Consider the following 24,563-nt stretch of genomic DNA (forward strand, 5'->3'; position numbering starts at 1 on the left):
TTATGGTGATGTGGTTTATGAACGCTTTGAATGTATTTTATGTGCTATTTACCTTGCTCGCGCTCTGGGGGATTGCCCAAGCATGGCTGAGTCAAACGCGCACAGAAACCATTCATCCGGTGAAAGCCTTTATTCATTTATTGGCCTTTTATTTATCTTATTTACTGTGGCCGTTGTGGATCTTTAGCATCTATGCAGGCTTTTACGATATTTTCTCGCTGCATCAAAGTATTTTTGTGTTTCTTTTGAGCAGTGTTTTAATTTATGCGCGTTTTATCGAACCGCATATGGTGTTGGTCAAAACCTTACATTATCAATTTAATCCGCAAAAGCCATTTGCACGTCCCGTACGCATAGCCTTAATTGCTGACTTACACATTGGTTTGTTTTCTGGGCATGAACGTCAACTCAAAATTATTGTTGATAAAATTAATCAGCAAAACCCAGATTTAGTAGTGGTAGCAGGTGATTGGACCTATGAGCCCGAAAACAAACTCAGCGATGAACTAAAAATTTTACAACAGATTCAAGCGCCCATTTATTCAGTCACGGGCAATCATGATGAGCAATACCCAGGCCCACCGATTCAGCAGTTGTTAAGTGATGCCTTAAGCAATAACAATGTGATTGATATTGAGAAAAAAATTGTAGAGTTTGATGAGTTTCGTTTAATTGGAGTAGGCGATCTTTGGGCTGGTAAAGCGGATATGCGTAACTTGCCTGACTTGCCGCAAGATAAACCGTTTATTCTACTGTCGCATAATCCAGATACTGTAGAGATGGTGCCTGAGCTGGGTATACGTCCTTTAATGCTGTCAGGACATACCCACGGTGGTCAAGTGGAGTTGCCGTGGGTTACAGACTACGTGATGAAAAAGGTCTCTATTTTAGGCCATAAGCGTGGTCTGTATCAGCATGCGCATGCAGATGTTTTTGTGACCGTGGGTACTGGCATGGTAGGGGTACCATTTCGTTTTCGTGTACCCCCAACCATTGATATTATTGAAATTTCTTAACCAAAGATAAAACCTAGGATGATCACCAATACTAAAATGACAATGGCGACCAAGATCCGTTTTTTCTTGATGGGATTTTCTTTGGCTAAGGCTAAACTAGGCTGTGTAGTTGAATGTGTAAAAGCGGTTTGATTGAGATTCACATGACTGGTGCTAGATGGGGGCAAGCTGCTTGGTAGAGTCAGATCATTGAGGTGGGCAAACTCAATTAAAACGGTTTCTGCTTGGGCTTCAGAAAGATTAAGCTGTTGTTGTAGCAGTTGTTTGGCTGTCGCAATCTGATGATCGTCAAGCAGGAGAATAAGTTCTGTAATTTGTTGTTCAGTCAATTGATCAATTATAGGGTTCATGCTGCACACTCTTCTTGGGGCTTTCTCTTATTTAAGAGTAATACAGTTGTTTTATATTGCAAATAAAAAACCAGTGCCTAAGCACTGGTTCTTCAGATGAATGAATCAAATTTAAACTTGGTTGTTGACGTCATCGTGTTTGGTTTCACGAATTAATAAGAACGCCAGTAAAGATAAAATTGATGCTGCAGTTAAGTAATATCCCACTGCTTGTAAACCATATTCAGTCGCAAGCTTGGTGGCAATTAACGGCGCAAAAGAAGCACCAAAAATACCCGCAAGGTTAAAGGTAAGCGCAGAACCGGTATAACGTACTGAAGTTGGGAAAATTTCTGACAATACGGTACCAATTGGACCGTAGGTTAACCCCATAATCGCCAAACCAATACATAAGAAGATAAACACAATCAAGGTGCTACCAGACTCAAGCATATCGGCAAAGAAAATACCAAAGATGGCAGAGATTAAACACACCGCAATAGAGGTGGCTTTACGACCAAATTTCTCAGCAAATATCGCAGATAATGGAATAAATGCAGCAAAACAAAGCGTAGCGACTAATTGTAATTGTAAGAATTCTTCACGTGTATAACCTAATTCCTTGGTACCCCATTGCAATGCAAATACTGTGGTTAGGTAGAACACTACGAAGGTACAAATGGCAGCAATCGTCCCCAAAATTAACATTGGAGTATGCTTTTTAAAGACTTCTACAAAAGGAACGTTTACTTCTTTTTGTTTATTCAATACTTTTTGGAAGGCAGGGGTTTCATGCAATTTTAAACGAATCCATAAACCTACAATGACCAATAAAGCACTAGAGATAAATGGAATACGCCAGCCCCAAGCCATAAAGGCTTCTTCAGACATAAATGCGCCTAAAGTTAAGAATGAGCCTGTAGCCAAAATAAAGCCAATGGGTGCACCTAATTGTGGGAACATACCATACCAAGCACGTTTACCTTCAGGGGCGTTTTCAGTGGCCAATAAGACCGCACCTGACCATTCACCGCCTAAACCTAAACCTTGACCTAAACGGCAAAGTGCCAGTAATAGTGGAGCAGCAATACCAATTTGTGCATAGGTCGGTAATAAACCAATACATACTGTAGAGATACCCATGGTCAACAGTGCAGCGACCAAGGTGGCTTTTCGGCCTATTCGATCGCCTAAGTGACCAAAGAGTGCTGCACCAATCGGGCGGGCAATAAAGGCAATGGCAAAGGTAGCAAGCGATTGAATCGTTGCTGTCATTGGATCTGTACTGGTTGGGAAGAACAGATACGGAAAGATAATCACGGCCGCAGTGGCATAGATATAAAAATCGAAGAATTCGATTGTGGTACCCACGAGACTCGCAGTCAATACGCGGAATTTTGAATTTGGTGCTACTTGTTCTTGAGATGCAGCTGATGATGACGCCATGTTGGACCTTACACTTACTAAAAATAAATAAACTTAGTTTTAAAAGCGTAATCTTTTTAAAAAAGGCGTAATTTTTTAAAAAAACAACGGGGACCACTTCAATTCGTCTCGCTCAGGGTCACTGAAATGAAGAATGAAGAGGTTAAATCACGTAAAGATAGATCGCAAGGAATTGTGATCCTGCGCCTAACAATACAAAAAAATGCCAGATAGCATGGGTGTATCTTACCCGTTTTAGAGCATAAAACAATGCACCCACCGTATAAGCTAAGCCACCTGCGATGAGTAAGGTTAAACATTGAGCAGATAAAAACTGCTGCATATCATCCATCACCAACAGTGCCAACCAGCCCATGGTTAAGTAAGAAAACAAAGAAATCTTTTGAAAACGGTGGATAAAAATCAGTTTAAATGCAGTGCCAATTAGTGCGATCACCCATAGTGCAATGAGTAACATTTTGGCTTTTAGGGTAGGCAAAGCAATAGCAAGAAATGGAGTATAAGTTCCTGCAATTAAATAATAAATTGCGGTGTGATCAAGCTTTTTATACCAAAAACGTCGTGTTTCAGTTTTGGCCATATGATATAAGGTTGACGCAGAAAACAGTAAAATCATACTGCAACCGTAAACCAGTAAAGCTAACCATTGACCAGTTGGTAAATATGAGCCTTTGATTAACATCAAGATTGTAGCAATTAAGGAAAATGCAGCGCCAAGGCCATGGCTCCAGACGTTTAAATTTTCTTCTTTTGCATCATAATTTTTTAAAAAATCGGCGTGCATTGCAGCCTCGATAATAAAAGTACACTTGTATAATAATTCAATTTTGCTTTTCGCGTAAGACAACCTTAAAATTTAACAGTCATTTTTTTAGGTTTTGCCCATGTCTCCTGTCAATCCAGAGCAGCAGTTTCTTGTCGCATGTTTAGATGCCATTCAACAGCAGCAGCTTGAACGCATTATCTTTAGCCAATATAAGGGTCCAATTGAAAACTTAGAAAAAATGACCCTGCGCGTCATTGAGCTGCAAAATGTGCCCACTTTAAGCTGTTTGTATCGTTACAAAACCCAAGACGTCACCAAAAATTATCCTCTAGATGAGGCAGAGGGCTTGCTAGCAGAATTGTTGGCAGATTGTAAGCAAGCCAATTTATTTAGCTTAACAGGCGAGACACAACTGAAAAAAAATAAGAAAAAAGCCATGCTGACGCAAAGCAAGATTAAGCCTGTACTGAAAGCCCAGCCACAAGGGCATGATCGTGCCAAACAACGCTTTGTTGATCAAGATAGCCAATTCTTACAACATTTAGGGATTACCGATGCCAAGGCACAAGTGATTCCTAGCATGGCGCGTAAATGGAAACAAATTAATAAATTTGTAGAGATTTTTGCAGGTGCACTCGCACAAATTGATACCACACAACCTTTGCATGTCGTAGATTTTGGCTCAGGCAAAGGTTATCTAACCACGGCCTTATATGATTACACCGCCAAGACCTTGCAAACACCTTTTGTGACAGGGGTGGAGCTTAATCCCAAAATGGTCGAGTTTTGTCAAAATGTGGCAACGCAATCGGGCTTTCATCAACTTGGCTTTTTTCAAGGGGATGTGCGCACTTATGCACCTGAGAAATTAGACGTGATGATTGCACTACATGCCTGTGATGTGGCGACTGATTTTGCCATTCATAGCGGGATTCGTTTAAACGCAAAAATTATTATGTGTGCGCCGTGTTGTCACAAAGAATTACGCCCACAATTACACAGTCCAACAGTGTTACAACCGATGCTGCAATTTGGCATTCATGCGGGTCAACAAGCAGAAATGCTTACAGACACTATTCGTGCTTTATTACTTAAAGCCTATGGCTACGAAACCAAAGTGTTTGAATTTGTTGCGCTTGAGCACACCAGTAAAAACAAAATGATTTTAGCCACCAAAGCCAAAGACTTTACTGCACCCGATCAAGCGGTATTAGCACAAATTCAAGCCTTAAAAGACATGTATGGTATTCAAAAGCATTCCTTAGAGTTATTGCTAAATGATCAATGGGATCAACAAGACATTGGCTGTAAATGCTAGGAGTGTGGCATGGATAATATACAGATTATGGCAGGCACTTGGCTTGAATTGCAGCAAGATGCCAAAAGCATTCGTGAGCAGGTATTTATTGTTGAGCAACACATTGCGCCTGATGATGAATGGGATGAATTAGATGCCGTCTCAACGCATTTTGTGCTGTATCAAGACCAACAAGCGCTTGCCACTGCGCGTTTGTTAGCCGATAACAGTATTGGACGTGTAGCAGTGCTCAAATCTGCGCGTGGGCAGGGTCTCGGTGAGACATTGATGCGCTATGTGATGGACTATGCCAAGCAACAAGGTCGTTTGAGCGTACATTTATCGTCACAAGTCCATGCCATGGCGTTTTATCAGCGCTTGGGCTTTATTGCAGAAGGTACAGAATACCTCGACTGTAATATTCCACACATGAGGATGCGTTTAGTGTTCTAAATAAAAAAGGCAAACCTTAAGTTTGCCTTTTTTGATGTTTAACAATGTATTAGTGACCGTGATTGCCTTCTGCATGCGACATATTCATGTTGGCATGTTGCTCGGCACTCATGCCATGCTCTTCAGCCGTCATGCCCTGTTCAGTGGCCGTTGACGCAGCTTGGCTAGCATCTTGTTTCATAGTTGGTGCATTTTTAAATGCATGTTGCTGATGGCTTTGGTCTTTATTTTGCTGACTTGGCATATACTCAGGATCATTTTCCATTGCTAGATAGAAGATACCTAAAAAGATAATACTAAGAATAAAAGCAACAATCAGCGCTTTCCAGCCCCAAAAGGTTTTTTCTGGAGGAGTTTCATGCATAACGGCACTACCCAACGAGGAGATTAAACAGAGAATAGATGTTACTTTATAACATGAAATCAGTAGAAAAAGTATAAAAAAAGCCCAAGACAAGGCTTGGGCTTTTGATGATTTTGGGATTAATGATAACCGTGTAATTGACGGTATAAACCAGGGGTAACACCTGTCCACTTTTTAAAGGCACGGTGGAAGGTACTGGTTTCACTAAAGCCGACTTGCTGCGCCACATCTTCTAGGGTCAGTCTTGGATTGAGCAACAAATGAATCGCAGCATCGCGGCGTAGCGCATCTTTGACCCCTTGGTAGCTCTTACCTTCGGCAGCCAAACGACGACGTAGAGTCTGTGGTGATAAATACAACATGGACGCCACGTCATTTAAGGTTGGCATCTCTTCGCCAATTTGGCTCTTTAACACATCACGAATACGTGAAGTTAAAGAATGGGTATTTTTAAACTTCACCAATAAGTCGGCAGGCGCAGTTTTTAAGAAATCTTCTAAAGTTTCACCAGTTTGACGAATCGGCAATTCTAAATAATCTGCGGCAAAGGTAATCTCGGTACGTGCAGCGTCAAATTTCATCACAGGGGCAAAGAACAGCGCATCGTATTCATCGGCATGACTTGGGCGTGGATAGTTAAAATGCACACGCTCCAAAGGAAGCCGACGATCAATCAACCATGCTGCTAAGCCATGCCAAATCATCAGCATACTTTCGGTAATATAGTGATCAGGATCGGCATCTTTAGGCACTAAAGGCACCAAACGTGCTTCGTGTTTATCGCGTTCTAAAGTGACACACCATTCATCACCAAACAATTTATAAAATTGTGTTGAGAGCTCTAAAGCATCACCTAAGGTTTTAGCATGCACAATCAACTGACACATAATGGCAAAGCTACCCAAACGACGAATATCTTGGCTAAAACCAATATGTTCATCTTGGGTCACCATCCACAGCATTTTCACAAAGCGGGTGTACTGTTCAGGTGAAATACGGGCTTTGGGTTGGCGTAGTAGTTCAGCTTCAATTCCCACATGCGATAACAAAGTTTCTACGTCCATCCCAAGACGTTTTACCCCAGTGAGTGCGGCATTGACAAAGTGGATACTAATGGTATCTCGACTCATGTTAAATTCTTCAGTCTCTCTTGTATTCACTTACTGTTGACCTAATGATGCTTAATCTCAATAACTTACATGGTAAATTGCCGAAACGATCAAGGTAAATGGCTGAACATGACATTGTGCAGGCTTGTTTTTTTGCATAGTATGCATAAAAAATAAGCAAAACAAGAGTAAAATCACACCATGTCAACTTTATTACATAGCCTCAAAGTTTTAGATTTTTCCACCTTGCTGCCTGGTCCATTTGCCAGTTTATATTTAGCTGATTTAGGTGCTGAAGTGGTGCATATCGAATCATCAACCCGAATTGATCTGATGCGTGTACTGGAGCCTTTTGCCAACGGTCAAGCCACAGCGCATAGTTACTTAAACCGCAATAAGCAATCGATTGCTCTAGACCTTAAAGACCCTGCCAATATTGCACTTATTAAAGAAAAAATTAGCCAATACGATATTGTAATTGAACAATTTCGCCCTGGGGTGATGCAGCGTTTAGGCTTAGATTACGCGAGCTTAGCTGCCATTAACCCACGTTTGATTTATTGCTCAATTACCGGTTATGGACAAAGCGGACCCTATAAAGATAAAGCAGGGCATGACCTCAATTACGTGGCACTGGCTGGTATTATGGGCCATTCAGGGCGCCAAAACAGTGCACCTCCTGCTTTAGGGGTGCAAATGGCTGATGTGGCAGGTGGTTCTTTTCATGCGGTGATGGGAATTTTAGCCGCAGTGATTGAACGTCATAGCAGCGGGCTCGGCCAATACATTGACATTTCTATGACCGATTGCGTGGCCAGTTTAAATACCATGGCAGCTGCTGCGGTATTGGCAGGAAATACCAAAGTTAGCCCAGAAATAGGCCCCTTGAATGGTGGTTCATTTTATGACTACTACCAAACGCAAGATGGTAGATATATGGCACTTGGCGGAATTGAACCGCAATTTGTGCGTGGTTTAGCCGAAATTTTACAATTACCTGAATTAATCGAGGACAATAAAAGCTTTGCGGAACTCGATGTCCAAATGATCAAACCGCTCATTCAAGCCAAAATTGCCAGCAAAACCTTGGCTGAATGGCAAGCGATTTTTAGCCAACATGATGTATGTGCAGAAGCTGTATTAAGCTTAGATGAAGCACTGCATTCTGAGTTGGCGCGTGAACGTGGTTGGGTGGTCGAGGTGCCCTTAACGCAAGGTTCTGGTCAAACTGAACCACAATTGGGTTGTCCTATTCAGTTTTCGCGCTCACACAAACGTTATGAATTTGTCGGGCAAGCCTTAAATGCCGGTACATGGCTGCTTCAAAAGCCTAAGCTTTCTGATAGCGCTTAGTCTTTTTTCTGCTAAACACAGCATAAATATCTAAATAATATTAAAAAGTAGGATAAAGCCTGCTAAGCCGCTGTTATCAGTGAACACTAGGCAGGCTTATCAATAAAATCGCTATGAAATATGTAAAAAACGCATTTTCTTGATAGATCAAAACTCGTTATTCTGTGCAGCGTTATAATAGAAACTACTAGCTGTACGCCATGTATTTATATACTGATTTTGATCAGCAACTGATTAATGAACGTGTTGCACAGTTCCGTGACCAAACGGAACGTTACTTAGCCGGAAAATTAACCGAAGACGAATATCGTCCATTACGTCTACAAAATGGTCTTTATGTACAACGTTATGCGCCAATGTTGCGTGTGGCGGTACCTTACGGTCTGATGAACTCAAAACAGCTGCGTAAAGTAGCTGAGTTAGCGACTGAATATGACCGTGGTTATGCGCATATTTCAACGCGTCAAAACATTCAGTTTAACTGGCCTGCACTCGAAAACGTGCCAGATATGCTTGCTGAACTTGCTACTGTACAAATGCATGCTATTCAGACTTCTGGTAACTGTATTCGTAATACCACAACCGATCAATATGCTGGTGTGGTTGCTGGTGAAATTGCCGACCCGCGTCCAACCTGTGAATTGATTCGTCAATGGTCAACCTTTCATCCAGAATTTGCCTTCTTACCACGTAAGTTTAAGATTGCCGTATCTGCTTTGGAAGAAATCGACCGTGCTGCAACGTCTTTCCATGATGTTGGCGTGTATATCGTGAAAAACGAGCAAGGCGAAATTGGCTATAAAATTAAAGTCGGTGGTGGTTTAGGGCGTACTCCAATTATGGGTAGCTTTATTCGTGACTTCTTGCCACGCGAAGATTTAATTGCTTACCTAGAAGCGATTTTACGTGTCTATAACTTACACGGTCGCCGTGATAACAAATATAAAGCACGTATTAAAATTTTAGTGAAGGCTTTAACGCCTGAAGTGTTTGCTCAAAAAGTTGAAGCTGAATTTGCACATACGATTCAAACTTTAAAAATTGATGCTGAAACCTTGGCAAAAATGGATCAGAACTTCACGCCATTTGCTTACCAAGATTATGCTGACGAAGACTTCACTGAACTCTTCAATCAGCATCCAAAATTCAAACAATGGTTTAACATCAACACCAATGCTCACAAAGTCAAAGGCTATCGTATTGTTACGATTTCTTTAAAACGTGCTGGTATTGCTCCAGGTGATGTCAGCAGCGAAGAAATGAATCTGATTGCTGATCTTGCAGACAAATATACTTTTGGTGAATTACGTACCACACATGAGCAAAACATTGCCCTTGTCGACGTACCACAAAAAGATTTATTTGCTTTATGGCAAGTACTAGATCAAGCAGATTTAGCCCGTGCGCATATTGGTTTCTTAACTGACATTATCTGCTGCCCAGGCGGTGACTTCTGTTCACTTGCCAATGCCAAATCTATTCCAATTTCAGAAGCAATTTCACGCCGTTTTGATGATTTAGACACCATTTACAACTTAGGTAAATTGGATCTGAATATTTCAGGCTGTATGAATGCTTGTGGTCATCACCATGTGGGTAATATTGGTATTTTAGGCGTAGATAAAAAAGGCGCCGAATTCTACCAAATTACTTTAGGTGGTAATGCAGATCATGATGCGTCTATTGGCGATATCTTAGGGCCATCGTTTGCAGCAGATGCTGTACCTGACGTGATTGAAGAAATCTTAAATACTTATCTTGATTTACGTCAAGAAGGTGAAGATTTCATTGATACTTATCGCCGTGTTGGCATCAAACCATTTAAGGAGCGTGCATATGCTTAATACCGCACTACCAGTGCTCGCAAAAGATGGCACTGTTGCAGACAATACTTATCAAGTGATTGGCGAAGATGGCGTAGTACCGCAAGGTGATGTAGTGTTAACCGTTGAACAGTTAGATCAAATCGCGCATGTATCAGGTAAAAAAGCACTTTACTTAACGGTAGATGCTTCACCTGAAGATCATCAGTTTCCACTTGATCAATTAGATGCAATTTTTATTGAATTTGCAGGCTTTAACGATGGTCGTGGTTATTCATTTGCAGCATTGTTACGTCGTCAGGGTTTCCAAGGCGAATTACGTGCCACAGGTGATGTCTTTAAAGACGTTTTAAACTATATGAAACGTTCAGGCTTTGATACGTTTGTGATTAAAGAAGGCAAAGATGTTCAAGAAGCTGCGGCAGGTTTAGCTGATTTTACGCAGCCTTACCAAGCATCTACAGCAGTTGAAAAAGCCAATTACCAAACTGGCGCCTAAATATAATGCTAAAAAAGCCGCGACTTCGCGGCTTTTTTTATGAGGAAAAATAAATGCAATGGCTGATTCAAGTTAATCCCGGTATCTATTGGTTATTGGTTGCTATTTTAACGGATGTGATGTCTACATTTTATTCTGCAAAAGCCAATGGTTTAGTGCATAAATCTGATCAAATGATTGCGCTACTGCTTTATCTGCTGTCGTTTAGCTGTGCCGCAATTGCACTCAAATACATGCAAGCTGGGATTTTATATGTCTTGTGGTCTGGCATTGGCGTCATTGCGACAGCATTATTGGCCAAAGCCTATTTAGGTCAAAATATTGATCTTGCCGGTTGGTTAGGGATTGGATTTATTAGTATTGGTTTGGTGATTATTGCCCAGTTTTCTAATATTGATGTTTAACTACATTTTTGCGTATGATCAATGCGACTATGTCCCATTTGACTCACCACTAAGCTATAACTCAAGCTTTTGTCTTGTGCACAGTAACTAAAGGTGCCATTAGAGCCCAGAGGCAAACCTGTACGTGGGATAAAACTTAAATTATTGCTATTTAAACTGCCCCAAGTCAGGCTGCCATATTTAAGGATCAACGCTTCTGACAAAATAATTTTTTCGTTGTCATCTACTTTGCGATTATTATTAATATCAATAAACACAACGAAACCCTGATGCCAACTGTTGCTGCTACAAGTTTTTTGATTGTTTGAGCCACATAGCACCACGTGATTGGACTGACTCATGGCCTGTTGTCGAGCCATCTGGATGGCGCGACTTAACTTGAGTTGTGAGCTTTGTACCTCCTTTTTCATTAAGTCTTGTTGAAAGCTTGGAATGGCTAAGCTGACAAGAATCGCCAGTATGACAATCGTGATCAGTAGTTCAATCCAAGTAAAAGCACGGCAACGGTTGATGCATAACATGATGATCTCCATCAATTGCGCCAATAATTATTAAAAGTCACATGATTAAGGGGGAATTAGATTGAATATGGGTGACTTCTGACTTTTAAAGCTGTTAAAATTTCCCTCAAGCCAAAAATAAGCTTTTCAGAATGGTGAGTTGAGCGAAAAATTACCGAATTACAACGGAATTTGTAAGTAATTTTGTCAATAATTTTCTTGATTAAAATTATCAAGCACTTGGAAAAGAAAAAAAGTGTTTGTATGATGCCATGTGACTAGCTTAAAAATAACACTGGGGTATTAAAAGCCTATCCCAGCGGAGCTGAAAAGCTCAAGCTTGAACAACAATTTATATCTCTGGAGGATAAATCCATGAAAATGAGTCGTATTGCTCTTGCAATGCTTGTTGCTGCGCCTTTCGCAGCAGCTAACGCTGGTGTTACTGTAACTCCACTATTAGTTGGTTACACTTTCCAAGACACTCAACACAACAATGACAACGATAACCTAAAAGGTTTGTCTGAAGCTGGTGTTGAATTACAAGACGATTTATTCGTTGGTGCTGCACTTGGTGTTGAATTAACGCCTTGGTTAGGTTTTGAAGCTGAATACTCACAAGTTAAAGGCGACATCGATGCTAACGGTGGCCCTAAAGTTGCTGAATACAAACAACAACAACTTGCTGGTAACTTCTACGCAACTTCTGATTTAATCACTAAAAACTACGACAGCAAAATCAAGCCGTACGTACTTTTAGGTGCGGGTCACTACAAATATGAAGGCGAAGGCGCTGCTGCTGGTTGGGAAGACGAAGGTACTTTAGGTAACGCAGGTGTGGGTGCTTTCTGGCGCTTAAACGATGCTTTATCTCTTCGTACAGAAGCTCGTGGTACATACAACTTTGACGAACAGTTCTGGAACTACACAGCTTTAGCTGGTCTTAACGTAGTTCTTGGCGGTCACTTGAAGCCAGCTGTTGCTGCGCCAATCGTGGTTGAGCCAGTTGCACCAGTTGTTCCAGTTGAACCAGCTCCACAAGAGCTTGTTGAAGACTTGAACATGGAACTTCGTGTGTTCTTTGATACAAACAAATCAAACATCAAAGATCAATACAAACCAGAAATCGCGAAAGTTGCTGAAAAGTTAGTTGAATACCCGAACGCAACTGCACGTATCGAAGGTCACACAGACAACACTGGTCCACGTGCACTTAACGAACGTTTATCTTTAGCGCGTGCTAACTCTGTGAAATCTTCACTTGTTAACGAATACAACGTAAACCCAACTCGTTTATCGACTCAAGGTTTCGCGTGGGATCAACCGATCGCTGACAACAACACTAAAGAAGGCCGTGCTATGAACCGTCGCGTATTCGCGACAATTTCTGGCAGCCGTACTGTTCAAGTACAGCCATAAGGTCAGACTCAATCCTAGTTGATTGAATCAATCTTAAAAAAGCGACTCTTTTGAGTCGCTTTTTTTATTACAATAAGCCAAGATGATCAATTGCTGTGACACATTATGAGCGTAGAAATTCCTCAAGATTTAGCCGACTTACCTGCCAATGGTGGCCTGTATGCCATTTGGATGTTATTTCATCATTATGGTGTCGATTTAGAAACCCAAGATTTGGTGCAATTGTGCCGTCATAATGCCGATGAGGGCACTTATGGTATTGCTTTAGCCGTAGGCTTAAAGCGTTTAGGTTTAGATGTTGAATTTAGTACCGATGATGATCCTGATCCGCAGCCAACAGAAAAGTTTTTCTATGCTGAGGCAAAGCAACTCAATATTCCAATCAAAGCAGCAGTCAGTTATGAACAGCTTCAACAGGCGGTTGAACAGGGCCGTTTTGTGATTGTCTATTATGATACCTTAGAGGGCATTGGTAATCATTCTTTGGTGTATTCGATTGATGATCAGGAAATCTGTTTCTTTGATAGTTTCGAACCAATGTCCAAAGACATATTTATACAGCAGCGTCAGCAAGAAGGGATTTGCCAGCAGGCTATTATTGTTGATGATCGTAATTTTGTGATGCGCTATAGCTAAGCAGTTAGCCACCATTCAGCAGCCTGAGGGCTGCTTTTTTTTGATTTAACATAAGGGCAACGGCATTTATACAGAGCACTCGCTTGTACTTGATTTAATAAAGCTTAAAACTCGTATAAGGAGAATCAGTATGGCTCAATATCTACGACTGCAAGATGGCACAGCACTATATTATAAAGATTGGGGCTCAGGGCCTGTGGTGGTGTTAGAACATGGCTGGCCATTATCGAGTGATGCCTTTGAAGATCAAATGCTATTTTTAGCTGAGCATGGCTTTCGGGTCATATCGATGGATCGACGCGGACATGGACGTTCGAGTCAGCCTTGGCATGCGCATAATATCGATCAATATGTAGAAGATTTGCGTGCCTTAATTGAGCACTTAAAGTTGAAGCAATTTACGCTGGTAGGACATTCTACAGGTGGGGCAGTGGTGGCACGCTATAGTGCAAAATATGGTCAAGAACAGGTAGAAAAGTTGGCCTTAATTGCTGCGGTTACACCGCTGATGCGCCAAACTGATGATCATCCTCAAGGCGTGCCGATAGAGGTTTTTGATGAAATGCGCGCTAATTTACTAACCAATCGAGCCGACTTTTATTTAGATTTTGCCAACAAGTTTTATGGTTATGATCAGACCCCCAGCAAAAGCTCAGAGGGAGTGATACAGAACTTTTATCAAATTGCCATGCAAGGTTCAATTAAAGCGCATTATGATTGTATTGCTGCCTTTTCAGAAACGGATCTAAGTGCCGATTTAAGGCAAATTCAAATACCTACCTTGGTGCTTTATGGCGACCAAGATCAAATCGTACCGCCTGCTATTTGTAGCCAAGCTACTTTAAAACTTTTATCTCATGGGCAAGAGCAGGTGATTAAAGGTGCGGCACATGGCTTATGTACCACGCATAAAAACGAAGTGAGTTTTGCGCTGCAAAGCTTTTTAAATCAATAGATCAAAAATTAAAAAAGCAGTCCGAGGACTGCTTTTTAAGTTTTATTCGCGTTCAACTTTAATGGGTTGTACATCCATCTCTTGATAGGACACCAATTTGGTTTTGTATTTCCATTTATAACCCAGCCAAATCGCTAAGAATAAGAAAATACCAATATAGGTTGACAGTACCGCTAACCATTCACCCTCAAGTACAGCCTGATAGTTTTGACCCAGCACCACAATGGCACATAGGATAAAAGCAAACCACGGTGCAAAAGGGAAGAACTTAGCACGATAGGCTAAATCTTCAAGCTTATTGCCTTGGGCTAAAAAGCCTTTACGGAAACGATAATGTGACACCGCAATCCCTAACCACACAATAAAGCCACACATACCTGACATATTCAGTAGCCAGTTAAATACTTCTTCTTCACCAATAAAAGTGGTTAAGAAACACAGTGCTGCAATGGCAGTCGTGGCATACAAGGCATTCATAGGCACACCGCGTGCATCTAGTTTAGCAAATGCTTTAGGTGCACTGCCTTTACGTGCCATATCAAACAGCATGCGCGTTGATGAATACATGCCTGAGTTACCTGCTGATAAAATCGCAGTTAAAATCACTGCGTTCATGACTGAAGCTGCAAAGGCAAAGCCAGCTTGTTCATACAGTAACGTAAATGGCGATAGTGCAACGTTATCAGTTGCAGCTGCTTGTAATAAACGTGGATCATTGTAGGCAATTAGTGTCCCAATAATGAAAATACACACGATATAAAACAAAAGAATTCGCCAGAAAATTTGTTTAATCGCAATTGGAATGGTCTTTTGTGGATCTTTGGATTCACCTGCTGCAACCCCAACCATTTCTGTACCTTGGAAAGAGAATCCAGCAATCATGGCCACACCAACAAGTGCTGATAAACCACCTACAAATGGCGCTTCACCTGTACTCCAATTGGCAAATACTTCAGCCCCTGGGGTTAACATGATTTTGGCAATCATGAAAATACCAATGATAATAAAGGCAATAATGGCCAGCACTTTAATTAAAGAGAAGAAGAATTCAGATTCACCAAAGCCTTTGACGGTCAGTGCATTAATCCCAAAGACCACAGCTAAAAACACCGCACTCCAATAAAATCCTGGAATCTCTGGGAACCAGAATTTCATAATAAATTGTACAGCCACCAACTCAAAGGCAACGGTAATGGCCCAGTTGTACCAATAGTTCCAACCTAAAGCAAAACCAAAACCGCCTTCAACATATTTTGTACCATAGGTAAAGAAGGCACCTGACGTTGGATTATGGGTGGCAAGCTCACCTAAGCTGGTCATCAAGAAGTAGATCATGACACCAATTAAGGCATAAGCCAGCAGTGCGCCACCAGGGCCTGCATTGGCAATGGTTGCGCCTGAGGCTAGGAATAAACCAGTACCAATCGAGCCACCAATCGCAATCATATTTAGATGGCGAGCACCAAGATTACGCTTTAATTGCGGTTGTTGTGTTTCGCTCATCGATTATTCCTTAGGGTTTTTCTGCATGCTAGCAAACAGGACTTTAAAGCCTTGCTCATCAGTTTTAATTTGACAGGCTTTAAACTGTTGCTCAATCAACATTGGATAGTTTAAGAAGCGATTTGCCACAATCCAAAGTTCACCACCTGATTTAAGATGACGGCGCGCAGTTTTACATAAATTTTCACTGGCATTGTAGTCGGTTTGAATGCCTTGGTGAAAGGGCGGATTACTGACAATGGCATGTAAAAACAATGGTGCGTCTTCAATGCCGCGTACAGCTTTAATCTCAAGTTGTTCGGGTTCAAGCTGATTTTGCGCAAATGTCATTTGGGTAGAGGCTAATGCAAAGGCATCTACATCCATCGCAAAAATACGATTACTTGGATTAAGTTTGGCCAAGTAAGCACTAATCACACCTGCACCACAACCAAAGTCGGCAATCTTACCTGAAGTGACTTGTTGTAAATATGGCAACAACACCGCAGTACCTACATCAAGACGGTTTTGGCTAAAGACACCAGGCAGCGCGCAAATCTCTAATTCGCCTTTAGGTGTATTGATGCGATAAGTTTGTGCCCAATCGCGTAGCGCTTTCGCATCAACTGTATGTTCAAGACTGATTTGCCATAACTGACAATGACGAGCGCTATCGAGTTTTACTGCTTGACCATAAGGCTGTAATTGTTTGGCTGCACGTTCGATGCCGGCTTTTTTCTCACCAACCAATAAAATTGAACTGCCTTTTTTCAGACGCGTCGCTAAGCTATAGAGCACATAGTTAAGTAACTCTTTAGATTTAGGTACAAAAATAACCGCCTGATCAAACTCACCTTCAGGTACATCGGTACCAAAACTTACAGCGGCTTGTTTAGACTGAAAATACTCAAAATCGTTAAAATTCCATGTCCAAACAAATGGATCGACGTTGTCTTCTAAATGTTGCAGCAAGTCATCTGTAGGTGCATTAACAAATAATACACGACCGGAAAGATACTCATATTGACGAATGAGAACTTCACTTTGCGGAACCATTGGATTTCTCCATTATAAAAGCACCGTGAGCACAAGCTCACGGTGCTTTTTGGATATGAAATTACTTCTTCGTTTCAGGAAGAACAATATTTAAAATAAGTGCAGCAATACCACCGGTCGCAACACCAGAGCTAAAGATATTGCGGACCAGTTCTGGCATATGTGCAAGAATATCAGGCACCTGTGCCACACCTAGACCTAAGCCTAAAGAAATCGCAATAATCAATAGGGCACGACGGTCAAGGTTGACGCTCGATAAAATGTTAATACCAGAGGCAGCAACTGCGCCAAACATTACCATCACAGCACCGCCAAGCACCGCTTGTGGGACCGCTTGGATCACTCCTGCAACAGCTGGCAATAACCCCAAGATAATCAGTAAAGCAGCAATCCAAATACCGACATAACGACTTGCCACACCTGTCAGCTGAATGACACCATTATTTTGTGCAAAGACTGAGCTTGGGAAGGTGTTAAAAATACCTGCAAGGAATGAGTTGGCACCATTCACCAACACACCACCTTTAATACGCTGCATCCATTTTGGACCATCAACAGGCTGATTAGACAGCTTAGATGTTGCAGTAACGTCACCAATAGCTTCTAAAGAGGTCACAAGGTAAATAAATGCCATTGGAATAAATAGACTCCAAGAGAAGTCTAAACCAAAGTGCATTGGGCTTGGAATTTGAACCAAAGGTGCATCTTTGAGACCAGAGAAGTCTAAATGCCCCATAAAGCCTGCAAGGATATAACCTGCAACCAAGGCAATTAAAATCGCAGAACTTTTAATCCACACGACTTTAATGCGGTTTAAAATAATGATTAAACCGAGTACGGTACATGACATGATCAGGTTATCTGCGTTGGCAAATGTTCCATCTTTCATTGCGCCATAACCACCACCCATACTGGTTAAACCGACTTTAATCAAAGTCAAACCAATCAGCAGCACCACGATCCCAGTGACGAGCGGGGTAATGAGCTTTTTAATCCATGGTAAAATTTGTGATACGCCCATTTCAATAAATGAACCTGCAATCACAACACCAAAAATGGCTGCCATGACAGATTCAACAGGTGTACCTGCAGCAACCATGGCTGAACCGATACCAATAATAGGACCAATAAAGTTAAAGCTTGTTCCTTGGACGATCAAAAGACCTGCACCAAAAGGACCAACTTTTTTACATTGCAAGAAAGTTGCGATCCCTGAAATCACCAAAGACATGGATAAAATCATGTTGGTGTCTTCTTTTGAAACGCCTAAAGCCAGACAGATCAAAAGACCAGGTGTAACAATCGGGACAATAATTGCAAGCAAATGTTGAAATGCAGCGAGGAAAGCGATCCACGGTTTGGGACGATCTTCAAGTCCATAGACAAGGTCGAGCTGATCTTTCGAGGAGGGAGATTGATTAAAATCAGACATGTGTAAAACGCAAATTGTGGCTTGGTGGCGCTATTCTAATCTGTTTACATAGCTTTACAAAATCAAAAGCGTACCACTTATCAAAAAAAATACAATTGTCACGCCTCAGTCACTATAAAAGTTCTCTATTTTTCTGTATAATTTGCCCTCAAATTTAATACATATCGAATTTACATGTCAGATATTAAAACTCTCCGTAACATTGCCATCATCGCGCACGTCGACCATGGTAAAACGACTCTTGTAGACAAACTTTTACAGCAATCAGGTGCTCTTGGCGATCGCGCGGGCGAGATCGAACGTGTCATGGATTCGGGCGCGATTGAGTCTGAGCGTGGTATTACCATTCTTGCAAAAAACACTGCAATTAAATGGACTGATGCACGTACCAATACAGAATACCGTATCAACATCGTGGACACCCCGGGACACGCCGACTTTGGTGGTGAGGTAGAACGTGTTCTATCTATGGTTGACTGTGTATTGCTTCTTGTCGACTCACAAGAAGGTCCAATGCCACAAACACGTTTCGTAACGCAAAAAGCGTTCGCACGTGGTTTAAAACCAATCGTGATTATCAACAAAGTTGACAAGCCAAACGCGCGTCCTGACTGGGTGATTGACCAAGTATTCGATTTATTCGATAACTTAGGTGGTACTGACGAACAGTTAGACTTCCCAGTGGTTTACGCTTCTGGTCTTCGTGGTGTAGCAGGTCCTTCTCCTGAAGAATTAGCAGAAGACATGACCCCATTATTCCAAACGATTGTAGACATCGTTGAACCACCAGCAGTTGATGTTGATGGTCCATTCCAGATGCAAGTGTCTTCACTTGACTATAACAGCTTCGTAGGTGTAATCGGTGTTGGTCGTATCCAACGTGGTTCTGTGAAATTAAACACACCTGTGACTGTGATCGACAAAGACGGTAAAACACGTAACGGCCGTATCTTAAAAATCATGGGTTACCATGGTTTAGAGCGTGTAGATGTTGAAACAGCTGCTGCAGGTGACATCGTATGTGTAACAGGTATCGAAGAACTTCATATCTCTGACACGATCTGTGATCCTAAAAACGTTGAAGCATTACCGCCATTGTCTGTAGATGAACCTACAGTGTCGATGACATTCCAAGTGAATAACTCACCGTTTGCTGGTAAAGAAGGTAAATTCGTGACTTCACGTAACATTCGTGAACGTCTAGACCGCGAATTGATCCACAACGTAGCGTTACGTGTTGAAGATACTGACAGTCCTGACCGTTTCAAAGTGTCTGGTCGTGGTGAACTTCACCTTTCAGTTTTAATTGAAAACATGCGTCGTGAAGGCTTTGAGATGGGCGTATCACGTCCACAAGTAATCATCAAAGAAATTGATGGTGAAAAACAAGAGCCGTACGAAAACGTAACATTTGACGTTGAAGAACAGCACCAAGGCGCTGTAATGGAACAAATGGGTCACCGTAAAGGCGAAATGACCAATATGGAAGTTGACGGCAAAGGTCGTATCCGTATTGAAGCAACTGTTCCTTCACGTGGCTTAATTGGTTTCCGTTCAGAATTCTTAACCATGACTTCTGGTACAGGGATCATGACGTCAAGCTTCTCGCATTACGGTCCAATGAAACAAGGTACTGTGGCGAAGCGTCAAAACGGTGTATTAATTTCTATGGTTCAAGGAACTTGCTTGGGCTATGCGTTGTTCAGCTTACAAGACCGTGGTCGTCTATTTGCTAAACCGCAGTTAGAAGTTTACGAAGGTATGATCGTTGGTATTAACTCACGTTCAGACGACATGGTGGTTAACCCAACTAAAGCGAAACAGCTAACTAACGTACGTGCTTCAGGTACTGACGATGCGTTAACACTTGTTCCAGCAATCGAGTACACGCTTGAACAAGCACTTGAATTCATTGAAGATGATGAATTAGTTGAAGTAACACCGAAGTCAATTCGTATCCGTAAGCGTTGGTTGACTGAAAACGAACGTAAGCGTAACAAATCTTAATTTGTTCACGTGATGTGAAAAAACCGCTAAGTCTGCTTAGCGGTTTTTTTTGTATAAGATTTTCTAACAGCGCTTGGCAAATCAGACCAACAGCGTACATTATTGAGCAGTGTTGAGCGCTTAATAAATATAAAAGTTTGGAGTTTATGTATGAGTATTATTCAAGAGTTTCGTGAGTTTGCTGTAAAAGGCAATGTGATGGACTTAGCTGTCGGTGTTATTATCGGTGGTGCATTTGGTAAAATTATTGATTCTGCGGTTAAAGATTTAATCATGCCTTTAGTGTCATGGATCTTAGGTGGTGAAGTCGATTATTCAAACTGGTTTGTAGTCCTGGGTGATAATCCAAATAATGTAAGTAACTTAGCAGCTGCACAAGAAGCCGGCTTAAATGTCTTTGCTTATGGTAACTTCTTAACAGTATTAATTAATTTCTTACTTCTAGCATGGGTAGTCTTCTTATTGGTGAAATTTATGAATAAATTACGCCGTAAACAAGAGGCAGAAGAACCAGCACCAGAGCCAACGCCTGAAAATATTGAGCTATTACGTGAAATTCGTGATGAGCTGAAAAAACGTTAATCATCAATGATGTAAAAAAACGGCGCTCAATGCGCCGTTTTTTGTTTTTCTATTTCTCTCTGATTTTGGACAGTTAAACATCTCATACAATAAAATATGTAAGCTTATTCATGTCATTGTCATGATTTCTTCACCCGAACGTCACCTTTGAAATGAACAATAGCACTCATTAAATGCCCCATATAAAAATGAGTTAATAGAATGAAAAAAATGCCAAAAGTATTTTTAATGAGCATCTTAAGTTGTTCAATATATTTGGTGGGGTGTAATGATGATTCTGACGGTAGCTCATATCAATCGCCTGATCAAGGTGCTATTCAGCTACCAACAGCACCGACAGGTGTAGGTCGCATCGATACTGCGCCTGTTGTAGCCAATATATCTGCTGTAGTGGATGATTGGCATACCAATCAACGCGGTGATGCACGTTATGCCACCTTAGAAACAAATGCAGGTGTACGTGTATTGTCTGGTTTTTTACAACTGTGGAAGCCAAGTACCATGGTGGTGGATGCTGGTGTGACAGCTGAAGCGGCACATGGTTTTCCAGCCGTTGAAAAATCGAAATGGACGGGTATTCCTCAAGATCCGACAGATGGACAAATCTTACATTCGGATATGCATCAACATAATATTCAATATGTGATTGATATCACACGTCAAAGAACAGCTGAACAATCTGTATTAGCCTATCTGGATGACCGCAGAGGGAAAGCCTATAGCATGACCTCAGGTCTTGGCGCTTTGACTGAACATTGGCGAGATGCGGCCAAACAATTCACCACAATTACCGAGGTTGCAGCAGATGCGACACAGGTTAAATATGATGATCAAGGCAATAACCGTGGTGTGGGTGAAGCCAATGGGAATGCTGAGTTTGGTAAAGTAGTCGATTTCTTAGGCATGTTTGGTACTCATGCTTCAACTGAGCCAGCGAAGCGTTTTTACAAGTATGCTCGTCCTTGGCGTTGGTCGGCGGATGTGATTGTGGAACCAACCTTAGAACCTGCGAAGAGCAAGACACCTCAAACCGATGGTGGATTCCCAAGTGGTCACACAGCAGAAGGTATGCGCAATGCAATTGCCATGGCGTATGTATTACCACAACGTTATCAAGAGCTGATTGCACGTGGTTTAGAGATGGGTGAGTCAAGAATTTACGCAGGTATGCATTCTCCTTTAGATGTGATGGGCGGCAGAATACAATCAGTCGCAGCGGCAGTGGCGAACCTCAATGCGATGACCAAAGCCCAACGAACAGCTGCATATCAGCAAGCGCAGCAGGTTCTTATGCAGCGAGCTAAAGTCAATACATGGGATGAATTCTATACCATTGCAAAGCAACCTTTAAATGGCAAAGATAATTTTATGGACTTTAAGGCCATGAAAGAAACCGCACATCGACGTATGACTTTTGGATTTAAACAATATGGGCCAGCAGGTCAGGTGGCACATGTTCCTAAAGGCGCGGAAGTGCTGTTAGAGTCGCGCTTCCCATATTTGACAGATGAACAGCGTCGGGTGGTACTGAAATCCACGGCATTCGATTCAGGTTATCCAATTATGGATGACCCTGAAGGTTATGGTCGTTTGGACTTGTTTAAAGCTGCTGGTGGTTATGCGCATTTAGCTGGTGATGTGCATGTTCATATGCAAGCAGAGTTAGGCGGTTTCTCGGCCAAAGATCTTTGGAATAATGATCTTACTGGTCATGGTAAATTGACCAAATCGGGGAGTGGTCAGCTTGCACTTAACGGTGAAAACACCTTTACAGGCGGCGTGTATGTAAAAGGTGGAGCAGTAATCGCACAATCTATTTCTGCTTTAGGGCAGGGGGATGTATATGTCCAACACGGTCAACTTATATTGGATCATAAGGCAACAACGCAGGTGAATGGTAAATTCACACTGCTTGAAAAAGGGGAAATGGTCTTTAATCATGTACGTCATGGACTTCAAGTCAATGATGTCGTGACCTTACAAGGTAAACTGATGATTAACGATGCAACACTTCAAGCAGGTCGTTATGTGTTGATGGAAGCGAAACAGATTCAAGGGAAATTGAGTGTTGTCGAAGTGAATGGCAAAGCGGCGACTGTAAGTTATGACAATCATCAAGTGATTTTAATTGTCCAATAACAGCGAGCTAAAATAGAAAAAAACGGCGCTCAATGCGCCGTTTTTAAATTCCTCTTTGCCAAAGGGAGATTCTTCCATTTAGTAACAGAGGGGGGTGGGATAGTGCTTAAAAATCCATACGGAACTTAATTTCCACCAAATGAAAACCAAATTGGCTTTTTACAGGGCCATGTAAGACACGCTCTGCCGCAGTAAATACTAATTTATCAATTACAGGCACCAATTGCCCTTTTTTAACTTCACCGAGTTCACCGCCGCGTTTGGCAGAGTTGCAGGTCGAAAATTGTTTGGCTATTTTGGCAAAATCAGCGCCGGATAAGATTTTCTTTTTCAGTTGTTCTGCTTGATCTTTGTCTTTGACCAAAATATGCCGCACGATTGCTGATTTCATGACAATTTTCCCTTAGGTTGTAATGGTTGACATGTCGGGCAAAATACCGAAGCACGTTGACCCAATTTAATATTTTCTAAGGTGGTTTCGCAGTTTACGCACATTTCACCAGCACGGCCGTAGGCCAATAAGGTTTGCTGAAAATAGCCATTTTCACCCATGGCATTGGTATAGTCTCTTAAAGTAGAACCACCCAAATCAATGGCCTGTTTTAAAATCCTTTTAATCTCAATGATTAAAGCTTGAATTTGCTCACCGGTTAAATATTTAGCGGGTTCTGCAGGATGAATACCTAAATTAAATAAGCTTTCAGTGGCGTAAATATTACCTACACCCACCACCACATGGTTATCCATAATTGCAACTTTAATGCCAACATTTTTATTTTTAAGCTTAGTCGCTAAATAGTTGGCATCAAAAGCTTCACTTAAAGGTTCAGGACCAAGCGGTGCCAGTAATTTATCCTGAGCGTATTGATCTAACCATAAAATGCAACCAAAGCGGCGTGGATCATGATAGCGCAACTCACAATCTTCAAAACGCATGACAAAGTGGTCATGTTTACGTAAAGGCTCGTCAGGAGCACAAATTCTAAAGCTCCCCGACATCCCTAAATGCCACAGCATACTCTGTTGTTCAAACTCAGCCACAATATATTTAGAGCGACGTTTTAAAGACATTAAACGTTGGCCTTTTAAGCGCGCTACATCTTGAGGAATTGGCCAACGTAGACTGCTTTGATATACCGTTACTTCCTGCACACATTGCTCAAGCAAAGGTTCTAGACTCACTTTGGTGGTTTCGACTTCGGGTAATTCAGGCATGCCAATTTCATTCTTGAATAAATATGACTAAATATGGGGCGAAAGACAAAAAATACAAGCTCATTTATAAATAGTAGGATCTAAAACTTTAGAATATAAATACAAGAATAATTGTTTGAAAAATAAACAAAAAATAGGCAATAATAGTCGCGCAAAAAAACGTATTAAATAATTGATAGATAAATAAAATTATAATTATTCTCTAGGTTTAGCTTTTAAAGATATAAAAAATATTTATGAATTTAATAAAAAAAAAGCCAAGATTTTTATGTTGATTTTCT

Annotated in this window: 24 protein-coding genes; 13 read left to right on the plus strand and 11 right to left on the minus strand. The window is 41.4% G+C overall.

Annotated features, from left to right (window positions below; genetic code table 11):
- Nucleotides 1–8: 8 nt before the first annotated feature.
- Complete coding sequence (locus AC5YCD_RS06370) at nucleotides 9–1,016, plus strand: metallophosphoesterase (protein ID WP_496129233.1); 1,008 nt, start codon at nucleotides 9–11, stop codon at nucleotides 1,014–1,016.
- On the opposite strand, the gene AC5YCD_RS06375 is transcribed toward AC5YCD_RS06370, so the two are convergent.
- The 3 genes from AC5YCD_RS06375 to trhA all read right to left on the minus strand — a co-directional run bounded on the left by AC5YCD_RS06375 (nucleotide 1,013) and on the right by trhA (nucleotide 3,575).
- Nucleotides 1,013–1,366, minus strand: a complete 354-nt coding sequence (locus AC5YCD_RS06375) for a hypothetical protein (RefSeq protein ID WP_496129234.1) — start codon at nucleotides 1,364–1,366, stop codon at nucleotides 1,013–1,015. The two genes, AC5YCD_RS06370 and AC5YCD_RS06375, sit on opposite strands and share 4 nt — an antisense overlap.
- A gap of 111 nt (nucleotides 1,367–1,477) precedes the next feature.
- On the minus strand, nucleotides 1,478–2,791 hold the full coding sequence (locus AC5YCD_RS06380; protein WP_496129235.1) for an MFS transporter: 1,314 nt from the start codon (nucleotides 2,789–2,791) through the stop codon (nucleotides 1,478–1,480).
- A gap of 142 nt (nucleotides 2,792–2,933) precedes the next feature.
- Nucleotides 2,934–3,575 (minus strand): PAQR family membrane homeostasis protein TrhA, encoded by a 642-nt coding sequence (trhA, locus tag AC5YCD_RS06385; protein WP_496129236.1) that lies wholly within the window; start codon nucleotides 3,573–3,575, stop codon nucleotides 2,934–2,936.
- Between the two features lie 100 nt (nucleotides 3,576–3,675).
- Here trhA and AC5YCD_RS06390 point away from each other — a divergent pair, with 100 nt between their 5' ends.
- On the plus strand, nucleotides 3,676–4,875 hold the full coding sequence (locus AC5YCD_RS06390) for a class I SAM-dependent methyltransferase (RefSeq protein ID WP_496129237.1): 1,200 nt from the start codon (nucleotides 3,676–3,678) through the stop codon (nucleotides 4,873–4,875).
- Nucleotides 4,876–4,884: 9 nt separating this feature from the next.
- Nucleotides 4,885–5,307, plus strand: coding sequence for a GNAT family N-acetyltransferase (locus AC5YCD_RS06395; protein WP_496129238.1), 423 nt, complete (start codon nucleotides 4,885–4,887; stop codon nucleotides 5,305–5,307).
- Between the two features lie 49 nt (nucleotides 5,308–5,356).
- Here AC5YCD_RS06395 and AC5YCD_RS06400 read toward each other — a convergent pair whose 3' ends face one another.
- Nucleotides 5,357–5,671, minus strand: coding sequence for a hypothetical protein (locus AC5YCD_RS06400; protein WP_496129239.1), 315 nt, complete (start codon nucleotides 5,669–5,671; stop codon nucleotides 5,357–5,359).
- Between the two features lie 119 nt (nucleotides 5,672–5,790).
- Nucleotides 5,791–6,801, minus strand: a complete 1,011-nt coding sequence (locus tag AC5YCD_RS06405) for an AraC family transcriptional regulator (protein WP_496129240.1) — start codon at nucleotides 6,799–6,801, stop codon at nucleotides 5,791–5,793.
- Nucleotides 6,802–6,981: 180 nt separating this feature from the next.
- Between AC5YCD_RS06405 and AC5YCD_RS06410 the strand changes: the two genes are divergently transcribed.
- The 4 genes from AC5YCD_RS06410 (at nucleotide 6,982) to AC5YCD_RS06425 (ending at nucleotide 10,859) form a co-directional block, all read left to right on the plus strand.
- Complete coding sequence (locus AC5YCD_RS06410) at nucleotides 6,982–8,133, plus strand: CaiB/BaiF CoA transferase family protein (protein ID WP_496129241.1); 1,152 nt, start codon at nucleotides 6,982–6,984, stop codon at nucleotides 8,131–8,133.
- 200 nt (nucleotides 8,134–8,333) lie between these two features.
- On the plus strand, nucleotides 8,334–9,977 hold the full coding sequence (locus AC5YCD_RS06415; protein ID WP_496129242.1) for a nitrite/sulfite reductase: 1,644 nt from the start codon (nucleotides 8,334–8,336) through the stop codon (nucleotides 9,975–9,977).
- Nucleotides 9,970–10,455, plus strand: a complete 486-nt coding sequence (locus tag AC5YCD_RS06420; RefSeq protein ID WP_496129243.1) for a DUF934 domain-containing protein — start codon at nucleotides 9,970–9,972, stop codon at nucleotides 10,453–10,455. Before AC5YCD_RS06415 ends, AC5YCD_RS06420 begins: the two co-directional genes overlap by 8 nt.
- A 53-nt stretch (nucleotides 10,456–10,508) precedes the next feature.
- Complete coding sequence (locus AC5YCD_RS06425; RefSeq protein ID WP_496129244.1) at nucleotides 10,509–10,859, plus strand: DMT family transporter; 351 nt, start codon at nucleotides 10,509–10,511, stop codon at nucleotides 10,857–10,859.
- Here AC5YCD_RS06425 and AC5YCD_RS06430 read toward each other — a convergent pair.
- A complete protein-coding gene (locus AC5YCD_RS06430; protein WP_496129245.1) occupies nucleotides 10,856–11,380 on the minus strand; it encodes a GspH/FimT family pseudopilin in 525 nt (174 codons plus the stop codon). The two genes, AC5YCD_RS06425 and AC5YCD_RS06430, sit on opposite strands and share 4 nt — an antisense overlap.
- Nucleotides 11,381–11,734: 354 nt before the next feature.
- Between AC5YCD_RS06430 and omp38 the strand changes: the two genes are divergently transcribed.
- The 3 genes from omp38 (at nucleotide 11,735) to AC5YCD_RS06445 (ending at nucleotide 14,369) form a co-directional block, all read left to right on the plus strand.
- On the plus strand, nucleotides 11,735–12,778 hold the full coding sequence (omp38, locus tag AC5YCD_RS06435; protein WP_496129246.1) for an outer membrane protein Omp38: 1,044 nt from the start codon (nucleotides 11,735–11,737) through the stop codon (nucleotides 12,776–12,778).
- Nucleotides 12,779–12,883: 105 nt separating this feature from the next.
- Nucleotides 12,884–13,414, plus strand: a complete 531-nt coding sequence (locus tag AC5YCD_RS06440) for a peptidase C39 (protein WP_496129247.1) — start codon at nucleotides 12,884–12,886, stop codon at nucleotides 13,412–13,414.
- Nucleotides 13,415–13,544: 130 nt separating this feature from the next.
- Nucleotides 13,545–14,369, plus strand: coding sequence for an alpha/beta fold hydrolase (locus AC5YCD_RS06445; protein ID WP_496129248.1), 825 nt, complete (start codon nucleotides 13,545–13,547; stop codon nucleotides 14,367–14,369).
- Between the two features lie 42 nt (nucleotides 14,370–14,411).
- On the opposite strand, the gene AC5YCD_RS06450 is transcribed toward AC5YCD_RS06445, so the two are convergent.
- The 3 genes from AC5YCD_RS06450 to AC5YCD_RS06460 form a co-directional block, all read right to left on the minus strand.
- On the minus strand, nucleotides 14,412–15,872 hold the full coding sequence (locus AC5YCD_RS06450; RefSeq protein WP_496129249.1) for an amino acid permease: 1,461 nt from the start codon (nucleotides 15,870–15,872) through the stop codon (nucleotides 14,412–14,414).
- Between the two features lie 3 nt (nucleotides 15,873–15,875).
- On the minus strand, nucleotides 15,876–16,907 hold the full coding sequence (locus AC5YCD_RS06455; protein ID WP_496129250.1) for a methyltransferase: 1,032 nt from the start codon (nucleotides 16,905–16,907) through the stop codon (nucleotides 15,876–15,878).
- A gap of 61 nt (nucleotides 16,908–16,968) precedes the next feature.
- Nucleotides 16,969–18,339: a uracil-xanthine permease family protein gene (locus AC5YCD_RS06460; RefSeq protein ID WP_496129251.1), complete on the minus strand. Its 1,371-nt coding sequence runs from the start codon at nucleotides 18,337–18,339 to the stop codon at nucleotides 16,969–16,971.
- Nucleotides 18,340–18,513: 174 nt separating this feature from the next.
- On the opposite strand from AC5YCD_RS06460, the gene typA reads away from it, so the two are divergent.
- The 3 genes from typA (at nucleotide 18,514) to AC5YCD_RS06475 (ending at nucleotide 23,067) form a co-directional block, all read left to right on the plus strand.
- Nucleotides 18,514–20,346 carry a translational GTPase TypA gene (gene typA, locus AC5YCD_RS06465; RefSeq protein WP_496129252.1) on the plus strand — a complete coding sequence of 611 codons (1,833 nt, stop codon included), beginning with the start codon at nucleotides 18,514–18,516 and terminating at the stop codon, nucleotides 20,344–20,346.
- Between the two features lie 150 nt (nucleotides 20,347–20,496).
- Nucleotides 20,497–20,928: a large conductance mechanosensitive channel protein MscL gene (gene mscL / locus AC5YCD_RS06470; RefSeq protein WP_496129253.1), complete on the plus strand. Its 432-nt coding sequence runs from the start codon at nucleotides 20,497–20,499 to the stop codon at nucleotides 20,926–20,928.
- Between the two features lie 210 nt (nucleotides 20,929–21,138).
- A complete protein-coding gene (locus tag AC5YCD_RS06475) occupies nucleotides 21,139–23,067 on the plus strand; it encodes an acid phosphatase (protein ID WP_496129254.1) in 1,929 nt (642 codons plus the stop codon).
- A gap of 106 nt (nucleotides 23,068–23,173) precedes the next feature.
- Here the strand turns inward: AC5YCD_RS06475 and AC5YCD_RS06480 are convergent, their stop codons facing one another.
- Nucleotides 23,174–23,458, minus strand: a complete 285-nt coding sequence (locus AC5YCD_RS06480) for a peptidylprolyl isomerase (protein ID WP_496129255.1) — start codon at nucleotides 23,456–23,458, stop codon at nucleotides 23,174–23,176.
- The gene (mutM, locus tag AC5YCD_RS06485; protein WP_496129256.1) at nucleotides 23,455–24,282 is read right to left on the minus strand and encodes a bifunctional DNA-formamidopyrimidine glycosylase/DNA-(apurinic or apyrimidinic site) lyase; all 828 of its coding nucleotides are present in this window, start codon (nucleotides 24,280–24,282) and stop codon (nucleotides 23,455–23,457) included. The genes AC5YCD_RS06480 and mutM overlap by 4 nt, the downstream gene beginning before the upstream one ends.
- Between the last annotated feature and the right edge of the window lie 281 nt (nucleotides 24,283–24,563).

Source organism: Acinetobacter sp. CY05 (assembly GCF_059515805.1).